The sequence below is a fragment of the Chondromyces apiculatus DSM 436 genome (assembly GCF_000601485.1).
GTDB classification, from domain to species: domain Bacteria; phylum Myxococcota_A; class Polyangia; order Polyangiales; family Polyangiaceae; genus Chondromyces; species Chondromyces apiculatus.
In genome coordinates this window covers 1-10,961 of record NZ_ASRX01000042.1, presented here as the reverse complement: position 1 = coordinate 10,961, position 10,961 = coordinate 1, and the positions used below count along the sequence as shown (strand labels likewise).

Annotated in this window: 9 protein-coding genes; 8 read left to right on the top strand and 1 reads right to left on the bottom strand. The window is 70.2% G+C overall.

The features are described from left to right. Window positions 1–74 precede the first annotated feature (74 nt). The 7 genes from CAP_RS24745 to CAP_RS53955 all read left to right on the top strand — a co-directional run bounded on the left by CAP_RS24745 (window position 75) and on the right by CAP_RS53955 (window position 7,196). Entirely contained in the window at window positions 75–497 is a 423-nt protein-coding gene (locus CAP_RS24745) for a SpoIIAA family protein (protein ID WP_044245291.1), read from the top strand. A 374-nt stretch (window positions 498–871) separates the two neighbouring features. Next, window positions 872–1,534: a hypothetical protein gene (locus CAP_RS24740; protein ID WP_156041118.1), complete on the top strand. Its 663-nt coding sequence runs from the start codon at window positions 872–874 to the stop codon at window positions 1,532–1,534. A 79-nt stretch (window positions 1,535–1,613) separates the two neighbouring features. Next, a complete protein-coding gene (locus CAP_RS24735; protein ID WP_044245288.1) occupies window positions 1,614–2,105 on the top strand; it encodes a hypothetical protein in 492 nt (163 codons plus the stop codon). 396 nt (window positions 2,106–2,501) lie between these two features. Further along, entirely contained in the window at window positions 2,502–2,963 is a 462-nt protein-coding gene (locus CAP_RS24730) for a hypothetical protein (protein WP_044245286.1), read from the top strand. Between the two features lie 71 nt (window positions 2,964–3,034). Next, window positions 3,035–3,805: a hypothetical protein gene (locus CAP_RS24725; protein ID WP_044245283.1), complete on the top strand. Its 771-nt coding sequence runs from the start codon at window positions 3,035–3,037 to the stop codon at window positions 3,803–3,805. A 362-nt stretch (window positions 3,806–4,167) separates the two neighbouring features. Continuing rightward, window positions 4,168–4,461, top strand: coding sequence for a hypothetical protein (locus CAP_RS53960; protein ID WP_052375863.1), 294 nt, complete (start codon window positions 4,168–4,170; stop codon window positions 4,459–4,461). Then, on the top strand, window positions 4,458–7,196 hold the full coding sequence (locus CAP_RS53955) for a DVUA0089 family protein (protein WP_052375862.1): 2,739 nt from the start codon (window positions 4,458–4,460) through the stop codon (window positions 7,194–7,196). Before CAP_RS53960 ends, CAP_RS53955 begins: the two co-directional genes overlap by 4 nt. Window positions 7,197–7,253: 57 nt before the next feature. On the opposite strand, the gene CAP_RS24715 is transcribed toward CAP_RS53955, so the two are convergent. Then, window positions 7,254–9,860: a S8 family peptidase gene (locus CAP_RS24715; RefSeq protein ID WP_052375860.1), complete on the bottom strand. Its 2,607-nt coding sequence runs from the start codon at window positions 9,858–9,860 to the stop codon at window positions 7,254–7,256. A 355-nt stretch (window positions 9,861–10,215) separates the two neighbouring features. Between CAP_RS24715 and CAP_RS24710 the strand changes: the two genes are divergently transcribed. Further along, window positions 10,216–10,929 carry a hypothetical protein gene (locus CAP_RS24710; RefSeq protein WP_044245280.1) on the top strand — a complete coding sequence of 238 codons (714 nt, stop codon included), beginning with the start codon at window positions 10,216–10,218 and terminating at the stop codon, window positions 10,927–10,929. Window positions 10,930–10,961 lie beyond the last annotated feature (32 nt).

Below are 10,961 nucleotides of genomic sequence, written 5' to 3'. Positions count from 1 at the left end.
AAAGGTACCCTGGAGACATGACTCTCACCTGGGTCGCCGGGCTGGTGACATCGTGAGGGGAGTCTGCGTGCACCATGATGAACGAGCATCGAAGGCCATGCGGCGCCCACCTCGTCGTGTTCGAGGCTCCTGATCTCCTGGTGGTGCGCTTCTCCGGCGTCATCTCCATCGACGACATGCAGCGCATCGTCCTCGCGGCCGAGGAGCTGACGGGCTCGCAGGAGTACCGGGTGCTGTACGACGCGACCTACTCGGGCAGCATCGCCCCCGAGGTGCGCCGCTGGATGGCCACCATCAAACCCTCGCCCTGGTTCAGGGGCGCGGTGACCTTCGGCCTCGCCTTCCCCCAGCGGCTCGTCGCCAGCATGCTGATGAAGGCCATCGCGAGGCTCAAGCCTCACAAGCAACCCCTCCACATCTGCGCGACCGAGGACGAGGCGCGCGCCTGGATCGACGGCGAACGCCGCCACGACGTGCAGACGGAAGCCTCTCTCTAGCGGCGCTCCGCAGCACACCCCCGCCGCAGCGCTGCCGCGACACCCTCCGGCGTCGGCATCACCCGGTGGCGTCCTTGCCCGGTGTCGACATCGTCCAACGTCTGCACACCCTGACGTTGAACAGGCAATGCCCCTCCCCGCCCTTGCTCCCACCCCGGCGCCTGCCGTGGCCCAACGTAGCTCACTGCGGGCACGGGTGCCCTGGTCGCGCCTCCGAGGCGCTGCGCCTGCACCGCGTGTCCCTCTGCCTCGCCGGGAAAGAGCCCTTCCAGGTGCCTTCGCGGCGGCGCGTTCCCTTGCTCCCGCTTGCCCTGCGGCGGCGCCTCCACGCGCTGGCATCTGCCGTGCTAGTGACGCCTCCCATGCGTACGGCGATGAAGAGCTTGGCAGGGCTTTGCTGGGTGATGGCGGCAGCGGCGACGGCGCTGGCGGCCGGGTGTAGCGAGGGTTCGGAGGGCGGCACTGGAGGCCCTGCCGAGTGCTCGGACTACGACAACGAGGCGGCCACCGAGGTCACGGTGCGGTTCACGAACGGAAGCGACGAGGTCATCTACCTGGGCTCGGAGAGGGGCTGCGGCTGGCTCGACGCCTTCGAGCTGCGCGACGAGGCGGGCGCCGTCGTCCCCTGGTACGTCGGGCCGTGCGCGCAGACCTGCGCGACGGTGGGCCTCGACTGCGCCGCAGATTGCGCGCTCCCGCCGCTCGTGCAGATCGCTCCCGGCGGCCACTACGACATGACCTGGACCGGGCTCGTGCTCGCCGAGCGCTCCGACGCCTGCGACGACAGCGGCGAGCCCCTCGACGCCACCTGCCAGCAGCAGGTCCTCGGCGCCGGCCCCTACGAGGTGACGGGGATGGTCTACAAGGCGATCGACGGCTGCGATCCCGCCTCCAGCGAAGGCTGCGCCTGTGAGCCCACCACCGGAGAAGGCGCGTGCTTGCTCAGCTACCCCACCGCGCCGGCCGGCGCGAAGAGCCCCACCCAGGCGGCCGCGTACCAGCAAGGCAACGCGGCGGTGGAACTGGTCTTCCAGTGAGCGTCCCGGGCGCGGGGCCACCCTGCGCCACCCTGCTGGCCAGCGCCTCGCGCCTCCAGCACCGCACAGGGGTCGAGCTATGCTGCGCCCTGTGGAGCAGACCAAGCTCGAAGCGGAGGGATCGCCGGACCGCCTCACCTCCCCCCCACCGGGACCGAACTACACCCTGGAGGAGCGGATCGGCGCGCACCGGGTCTGGCTCTTCCCGCCCGACCTCGTCGAACTGCAGATCCGGGGCGACCTGAGCGCGCCCGAGATGGCGCGGCTCGGGAGCATCTTCCGGCGGCTCTCGGGCGAGCTGCCCTGGATGCTGCTCTCCGTGGACATCACCCACCTCGGCGACCTCCCTGCCAGCACCCGGCGGACGGCGGCGCATCAAGGCCACCTCGCGCTCTTCGCCGGCTGCGTCATGTGGGGCGGCAGCTTCATGCAGCGCGTGCTCGCGACGATGGTCTGGAACGCCGTGAGGCTGCTCGGACAGAGCCACCCCATGCCACCCGTGACCGTGGTCTCCACCCAGGCCGAGGCCCACGCCTTCCTCGACACCCAGCGCGCCCGCCGTCAGGCATGACCGCTGCCCCAAGGAGCCCTGGAGCCCTCACCTTCGGCCGTGAGGTCCTCCCCGGGCCACTGTGACGTGTGGGGGTCGCCTTTCCTGCGCTCCCCGAGCCACCGTGACGTGTGTGGGTCGCCTTTCCTGCGCTCCGGGAGCACCTGGGCGTTGCAAAAAGCAACGCTGGTTGCGGGGCTCACCACTTCATGTGTGGATCAGGGACTTTGTGGTGACGCGCGAAGGCCGGCCGCGACGTGGGCAAGGCTTGTTCAACGTTGCAGCTCGTAGTACCCGTTGAGGTAAGGCCTGACATCCGTGTCGGGATCTCAACGAGGGGGAAACACGATGGGCCGAGTGGCTGGCGCGACGCATTCAGGGATCTGGAACGATGAAGGGTTTCCTGGGCGACGTAAGTTGCTCGAGACCACACCACCAGATGGCTGGCAGTACCTCGGCGCGCACCGGATCCGGGTCGAGCCGCCGGACCTGATCCGGATCGAGTTCCTCGGGGACATCAGCGCGCGCGAGATGTCCACGCTGGGCGACATCTTCCTCGAGTGCGTCGAGGAGATGTCTTGGGTGATGGTCTCGGCCGACCTCAGGCGCCTCGGCGACATGGCCTCGGAGACCCGGCGTGCCGCAGCACAGTCGCCAAGCATGTGGCACATCCACGGGTCCGTGGTGTGGGGAGCGAACCTCCACCAGCGGCTGATCACCTGGATGACCTGGCACGCCATGACCTTGATCCGCCGCGGGAAGCACATTCCCCTGCTTCAGGCGGTGGTGACGGAAGCGGAGGCGGAGGCCTGGGTCGCGCGGCAACGGCAGGAGCGGGCGGCGCGCCTCGCCGGGAACAAGGACGCGCCGTCGGTTTGATGCCGGCCGCTCCCGGCGCTGGCATCGCCTGTGCTATCTGCGACGGTATGCTGCGAGGTATGCTGCGAAGGATGCGGCCAGAAGCGCTGAGGGTGCAGGCGGAGTTGCTGGCGGGCATGCGCGGCGGGGCGGTGCGTGCGGCCGCACGGTGGACGCTCGTCACGGCAGCGACGGCGGGGTGCGCGTTCATGGCAATGCCCGGCTGCAAGTTCGAACTCGACAAGAGCGAGCCGAAGGCGGACTGCGCGGACTACAGGAACGAGCCTCCCGGCGACGTGACCGTCCGGTTCATCAACCAGACCGACCAGCCCATTTACCTGCAAGGACGGGCCGGGTGCGGGCCGATCGATCCCTTCGTCCTCACCGATGCCGAAGGCAACGACGTGCAGTGGCACGAGGACCTGTGCGTGCCCGTGTGCGAGCGGCTCCGGAGCGGCGACGACGCTCCATGCACGTTCGAGTGCTCCCGCACCCCGCTCCACCGCATCGATCCTCACAGCGAGTACCCCTTCCACTGGAACGGCCTCGTGCTCGAGGACGTGACGATGGACCACAAGTGTCTCCCGGAGGACCGCAACAGCAACAGTTGCGTCAGGCTCGCCTCCCTGCCGGCGGGCGAGACGTTCCAGATGCGCGCGCAGGTCCACTTGAAGGTGAGCGGGTGCGAGGACGGGAACAACGAGTACTGCGAGTGCGTGTCGCCCCAAGACGCCACCGGCTGGTGCCAGATGGATGGGCGGCACGCGAGCCCACAGGGCCAGGCCTACGAGATGGTCCCCGCGACCTACGTGGCAGGCCAGAGCGCCACAATCGACCTGGTTTTCTCCGCCGCGCAGCTCTGAGTCTCCACGGAGGGACGCGCGTCCCCTCGCCCCGCCGGGGAAGCTCGTGGGGGGCATCACCACGCCCTGGACCCCCGCGAGACGCTCGCCCCTGACGTTCCTTTTCTGGTACTCCGTACCCTGAGAACCCCTCCCGGCTGGGCGGCCCGAGTTCGGGGAACAGGGGCAGCAGGACCGCGCACTCGGTCACCCTGACGCGTGACGTCTGCGGGCGAGGGCGCCACCACCAAGGATCACGCGCATGACGTCGTCCGTAAATCGTGCAGTAGCAGCGATGCTGCTCACCCTGGGAGCGACAGGCTCTCTGGGCTGCGAGCTCATCACTTCCGTGGATCGATCGAGGATTCCTCCAGCCGACGGAGATGGCGGCGGGGGCGGCGGCGTCGGCGGTGCTGGCGGCGGTGCCGGCGGGGGCGAAGGCGGCGCTGGCGGGGGCGGCGGCGGTGCCGGTGGCGGCGGCGGCGGTGCCGGTGGCGTCGGTGGTGCTGGCGGTGGCGTCGGCGGTGAAGGTGGTGAAGGTGGCGTCGGTGGTGCGGGCGGCGCTGGCGGTGGCGTCGGTGGTGCTGGAGGTGGCGTCGGTGGTGCTGGCGGTGGCGTCGGCGGTGCTGGCGGTGGCGTCGGCGGAGGAGGCGGCGCGGGCGGCGGCACCTCGGTGACATGCGGAGACGGCGTCGTGGGCGCGGGAGAGACGTGCGATGACGGCAACGTCACCGCAGGCGATGGCTGCGACGCGGCCTGCACGGTGGAGGCCGGGTACGGCTGCAGCGGCGCGCCGAGCGTCTGCGCCACGGTCTGTGGCGACGGGATCGTCGCGGGCGCCGAGGCCTGTGACGACGGCAACCAGGTGAACTTCGATGGCTGCAGCGCCACCTGTCAGGTGGACGCCTTCACGGAGAGCGAGCCGAACGGGACCCCCGGGGAGGCCGACGGACCGTTCTCGCCCGAGGTGCTGGTGAGCGGCGCCATCACGCCGGCCTCGGACGTGGACTGGTACGTGTTCGAGGTACCGGAGGCCGCCGACCTGCGGATCGCCACCTTCGATGCGAGCGGGCCTTCGAGCTGCCTGAACATCGACACCACCGTGGCGCTGTTCGCGGGTGACGGGACGACCCAGCTCGCGGCGGATGACGACGGGGGGCCCGGCGCCTGCTCGCTCATCTCGGGGGCCGCGGCGCGGGTGGAGGCCGGCACGTACTACGTGCGGGTAGGCTCCGCGGGGCTCACCATCCAGGGCTACACGCTGACGGTCAGCTACGACGCGCTCTGCGGCGATGGCGTGGTGGAGGGCGGCGAGCAGTGCGACGGCACGCCGGGCTGCGACGAGAGCTGCAGGCGGATCCCCACCTGCGGTGACGGCTTCATCGACCCGCCCGAGACCTGCGACGACGGCAACACCACGCCGGGCGACGGCTGCGATGCGTCCTGCCAGCTCCAGCAGCTCACCGAGACGGAGCCGAACAACACGGACGCGCAGGCGAACGGGCCGTATGCGCCAGTGGTGCTGCTCGGGGGCGCGATCACCCCGGTCGGGGACGTCGACTATTACGCGATCACCCTGACGGCGACCTCGGATCTCCGGATCGCGACCTTCGACGGGACCGGGCCGGACGCGTGCGCACTGGGCGTGGACACCGTGGTCACCCTGCTCGGCAGCGACGGGACGACGGCGCTGATCTCGCGGGACACGGGCGGGGTGAACGCCTGCGGGGCGATCAATGCCTCGGTGCCTGGCGACGAGGCGGCGCGGCACCTCGCGGCCGGCACGTACTACGTGAAGGTCGAGGACTACCTGAACAACGGGACCATCGCCGGCTACACGCTCCTCGTCGAGCAGCTCGCGCGCTGCGGGGACGGGGTGGTGTCCGGCGCGGAGGAGTGCGACGGGGGCCCGGGCTGCACGGCGACCTGTGACCGGGTGGCCGTGTGCGGCGACGGGTTCGTCGACGCGCCGGAGACCTGCGACGACGGCAACACCACGCCGGGCGACGGCTGCAACGCGAGCTGCGCGCTGGAGCTGTCGCTGGAGCAGGAGCCGAACGGGACGGCGAGCACCGCGAACGGGCCGTTCATGCCCTACGCGCTGCTCCAGGGGAGCATCAACCCCGCCAACGACGTCGACTACTATGCGTTCACGCTGACGGCGACGTCGGACGTGCACATCGAGACGTTCGACGGGAACGGGCCCGGCTCCTGCGCGGGGATCGACACCTACGCCTTCGTGCTCGGGACCGACCAGCAGACGGTGATCGCGTCCGCGGACGACGGGGGCATCGGCAAGTGCTCCAGGGTCGATCCGGCGCTCAACGCGGGCGTGAGGCACCTGCCGGCCGGCACCTACTACGTGGACATCGAGGACCGGGGCAACAACACCGTGATCCCCACCTACCGGGTGGAGATCAAGCTCACCGCCCGGTGCGGCGACGGGGTGGTCGAGGGCAGCGAGGAGTGCGACGGCGGCGCGAGCTGCACCGCGACCTGCGATCGCGTCGCGGTCTGCGGTGACGGGTACGTGGACGCCCCCGAGACCTGCGACGACGGGAACGTGGACAACGACGACGGCTGCAGCTCGGTGTGCGCCTTCGAGACCACGCCCGAGATCGAGCCCAACAACACCACCAGCGAGGCGCTCGACAACCTGGTCCACGTCAACCAGACCGGGCTCGTGAGCGCGAGCATCGGCGCGGTGGGCGACGTCGACGTGTTCGCCATGTTCGTGCCGGGCCAGGACCGGATGATGCGCATCGAGACCTTCGACGCGACGGGCCAGGGCTGCGCCGGCATCGCCACCACCATCCGCATCCTCGACATGGGCGGCACCCAGCTTTACAGCGACGACAACAGCGGGGTGGGGAGCTGCTCGGCGCTGATGGTGTACCTCCCCGAGGGCATCTACTACCTGCAGGTGGAGGAGTACGGGAACAACGCGGCGATCGCGGCCTACACCGTGCAGGCGCGCGAGGTGACCGACGGGGGCACCGAGACCGAGGTGAACGACCTCCTGAGCGCCGCCGACGGGCTGATCGGCAGCGACATCTACGTGCTCGGCGGGCACCTGGACAGCGAGGACTCGGACTACTTCCAGATCGACATGCCGGCAGGCAAGTCGCTGCGCGCGGAGATCGTGGAGGGTGGCGCGGAGACCTGCGAGTCGGGCGGCATCGACAGCTACCTGGTGCTGTACGACGCCACGGGGCAGGAGGTCGGCTTCGACGACGACGGCGGCCGCGAGTTCTGCTCACGCATCGACGGCATCGGGACGCCGGCCACGGACAGCTACGCGAGCCACCTCTCGGGGACGTACTACCTGCAGGTGCTCGCCTCGCCGTTCGCGCAAGACCCCAGCGATCCGAACGGGCAGTTCGACTACCGGCTGGCGGTCACCATCCGCTGACGGACGCCGCGGAGGGGGCTCCCCGGCAGGCGGAGCCCCTCCTTCTCTAGCTCCAGCTCAGGGTCTGTTGACGGTGAGCACTGGCGAGGTCCAGGTGTCCCAGTGCGCCGGGTTGTTCTCGTCACCGAGGGCGCGGAGGAGCTGCATCTTGATGACGTACTGGCCGTTCGGGACCTTGACCGTCTTCTTGTTGAGGGTCGTGTAGCCGTTCCAGGAGTAGTAGGTGAAGTCCGCGGCGGTCGCGGTCTGGAAGACGTAGTCGACCTCGCGGACGCGGCCCCAGGGCTTCATGGTGGTCGCCTGGAAGACGTCGAGGATCAGCTTGCGCGGGCTGTGGTTGATGAACGCGACCACGTAGGGGAGGTCGCTGCCCGAGAAGGTGGAGAAGGTCGCGCCGTTCGGCTGGTTGTTGAAGATCGGCTTTCCGGTGGCGAGGTCGACGCCGCCGTAGCGCGCGAGCCAGGGGTAGCTCTTGCCGTTGGGGGTGATGGTGGGCAGGAGCTGGTAGTCCCCCTTGTAGCCGGCGTAGGGGACGCGCAGCACGCCGTCGCCCTGCGCGGGGGCCGTCTCGGGGGTGAGGACCACGTAGCCGCCGTAGAGGGCGCCCTCGGGCAGGGCGGCGTTCGAGGTGATGGTGACGTCGACCGTGGTGGACCCACCGGGCTGCACGGTGACGGTCGCGGGGCTGAACTGCACGGCCGCAGCGTCGGTCACGATCTTGGTGGGGGTGAAGTGGTTGCCGGAGGCAGAGGGCGCCGCGACGTGGCTCAGGACGTAGGTCCGGGGCTCCTCGCCCATGTTCTGCAGGGTCAGGGTGACCGCGTGAGGCGCGGGCTTGTCCTCGCCGAGCGAGATCTTGCCGGGCGAGACAACCACGTCGTTCTCGAAGACGCGGTCGATGCGGACCATGCCGGCGCCCTGACGGAAGGTGTGGTCGGGCAGGCCGCTCGCGAGGTTCTCGCCGAAGGGCGCGGGGACCGCGGAGTTCTGGAGGACGTCGCGCACCTGCCAGGCCGGAAGCGCCGGGCGCCCTTCGAGGAGGAGGGCGACGGTGCCCGCGATGTGCGGCGAGGCCATGGAGGTGCCGCCCTGCGAGAGGTAGCCGCCAAGCTCCAGGGGGTAGGTGGAGAAGATGAACTCGCCGGGCGCCGCGAGGTCGGGCTTGAGGTCGAGCTCCGCGGTCACTCCGTACGAGCTGAAGGAGACGACCTGACCCGCGGTGGTGACGGGGGTGGTGACGAACTGGTTCGTCCAGGTGATGGAGCTGGTGCCCGCAGTCATGGCGGCGTCGAGCGCCTCGCCGGTGGTCTGGGTGAGCGCCACGACCGGGATGGTGATCGCGGGGGTGCCAGCCACGGTGGGCGAGAGGGCGCCGCTCGTGTTGTTGTAGAGGATCACCGCCGCGGCGCCGGCGTTCTGCGCGATCTGCGCCTTGACGTAGAAGGTGCAGCCACCGCGGCGGATCAGCACCGCCTTTCCCGCGAGGCTGCCGGCGGGCAGCGCGGTGCAGGCATCGGCGTCGGAGGTGATGGTGCCGGTGCGCACCAGCGGGAGGGAGCCCGAGAGGGGCGAGACGGGAGCGGCCGTCGCGCGGGAGTAGCCGTAGGGGGTGGCGTCGGCGGAGAAGGAGAAGAGGCTCTGCTGCTTGTTGTTGAGCGCGGCAGAGGCGATCACGCGCTTGCCGGTGCCGGGGGCGCCTGTGGCGAACAGGCCGCCATCGCCGCTGTTGCCGCCCGAGGTCACCACGACGACGCCCTGCTCGACGAGCTGGTCGGCGGCGACCGCGGAGGGGTACTCGGGCCAGGCGAAGGGCGAGCCGATGCTCATGTTGACGACGCGGGCCCCGTCGGCGCGGGCCTGCTGCATGGCGGCGATCATGATGTCGGCGCTGGTGGAGCCGGAGCAGCCGAAGACCTTGTAGGCGCCGAGGGTCACCTCGGGGGCGACGCCGGTCACCCCGCCACTCGCGCCGATGATGCCGGCGACGTGGGTGCCGTGCCCGCCGCAGTCGTCGGGGTCGGCGTCCGGGGTGGGCTGCATGGTGGTGTTGGCGCTGTCGTAGACGTTGCCCACGAAGTCGCGGCCGAAGGCGACGCGGCAGCCCGGGCCGAAGCAGCCGTTGCCGAGGTCGGGGTGGTGGTAGTCGATGCCGGTGTCGATGACCGCGACGAACACGCCGTGGCCGGTGAGGCCGAGGGAGTCGCGGACGACGGTCGCGCCGGACATGGTGGTGGCGCCTGCCAGCTCGGGGTCCGAGGTGGGCTCGGGCGACTCGGGTGGCGTGTCGCCTTCGTCGAGCTCGAACGGGACCACGGGGAAGACCGCCTTCACGTGCGGCATGCGCGCGATCTCGGTGGCGTCGTCCGCGCCGATCTGGATGGAGAGTCCGTTCCAGAGGTCGCCGAAGGTGAAGCGCTCGCGGTAGCGCAGGTTCCGCGCTGCCGCTTGCTCGCGGAAGTCGACGCGCTCGATGTCGAGCAGCTCCTCGCTGCCGCCGCGGGAGAGCGAGGGCACCTCGAACTCCACGAGGTACAGCTCCGTGGGTTCATCGGGCGAGAACGTGGCCTGTCCGGGAGCGCCAGGCCCCTCAAGCGGGACCTCCATGGTCCCCGTCCCGCATCCCGTCATCCCCGCCACCATGGCGACAGATCCCAACCAGCGCATACGACGCCTCATACCCACCTCTCGTGCTGCAGAACCCGCGTGCAAAGGCACGTGTCCATCCACGCGTATCGGCGCGGTGGCCGCGTGCGTCAAGCGCGCCCGAACGGCCAGGATCTCCGGGAAAAGCGCGTGACGCAAGGGCGCCGCGACGCGCCAGGCGGCCTGTCTGGCACCCCACCCGCGCCGCCCCCGCACCCCACCTGCGCCGCCCCCGCTCCACCTTCGCACCACCCAGACGAGCCTCACCACGCCGCCGTTTCGTGCGCCCGGCTGGACGGTCGCCCGGCAATGGTCGTACATAAAGGTAGGCTCTCCCGCGCGCCGGGGGGTCGTTCACGCTTCGGAGGGATTGCTTATGACAACGAGGATGCTGGGGGGGACGATCGCCGTCGCGGTCGCCCTGTTCGCCACGGGTTGCACCGAGACCATCGACTCCAAGAACCTGCGCACCGCGGGGATCGCGGCGCTGATCGAGGTGGAGTCGACTGACGGGACGTCGTCGGAGGTGGTGGCCACGCTGCTCACGGGTGGTGCGCAGAGCAACACCTACGTGGACCTGAGCAGCGGAGACGCGATCTACGCCTCGGCCGGCGGGGGTGACCGCGTCGAGATGGGCGTGGAGAGCACGGGGGTGTACCAGGCCGACTTCCGGGTGGGCGCCGAGGGCACGGAGTTCGTGGTGTCGCTGGAGCGCGTCGACGACGACGGCGCCCCGAGGAGCGCCGGGACCTTGCCCGCGCCCTTCGCGCTCAACCCTGTCCCGCCGGAGGACGCCTCGCGCGCCGAGGCGTTCACCATCACCTGGACCGGCACGTCGAGCGATCCGATGGAGATCGAGGTCGACGGCGACTGCATCTTCAGCGACACCTTCGAGGTCCCCGGCGATCCGGGCAGCTTCACCATCCCGGCGAACGAGCTGTCGGCGACCAGCTCGGACAAGGCCGAGACCTGCAACGTCACCGTGTCCGTGACCCGGAGCCGCACGGGCGACCCGGATCCGGCGTTCGACCCGGAGAGCAGGGTCGATCTGCGCCAGGTGCGCACGACGACGTTCGTCTCTGCCCCTTGATTCCCACGGCAGGGGCTCGCGCCCATCGAGGA

Coding starts and splice junctions, on each gene's coding strand:
- CAP_RS24745 (WP_044245291.1), top strand. CDS start 75: ATGATGAACGAGCATCGAAGGCCATGCGGCGCCCACCTCGTCGTGTTC.
- CAP_RS24740 (WP_156041118.1), top strand. CDS start 872: ATGAAGAGCTTGGCAGGGCTTTGCTGGGTGATGGCGGCAGCGGCGACG.
- CAP_RS24735 (WP_044245288.1), top strand. CDS start 1,614: ATGCTGCGCCCTGTGGAGCAGACCAAGCTCGAAGCGGAGGGATCGCCG.
- CAP_RS24725 (WP_044245283.1), top strand. CDS start 3,035: ATGCGGCCAGAAGCGCTGAGGGTGCAGGCGGAGTTGCTGGCGGGCATG.
- CAP_RS53960 (WP_052375863.1), top strand. CDS start 4,168: ATGGCGGCGGGGGCGGCGGCGTCGGCGGTGCTGGCGGCGGTGCCGGCG.
- CAP_RS24715 (WP_052375860.1), bottom strand. CDS start 9,860: ATGCGCTGGTTGGGATCTGTCGCCATGGTGGCGGGGATGACGGGATGC.
- CAP_RS24710 (WP_044245280.1), top strand. CDS start 10,216: ATGACAACGAGGATGCTGGGGGGGACGATCGCCGTCGCGGTCGCCCTG.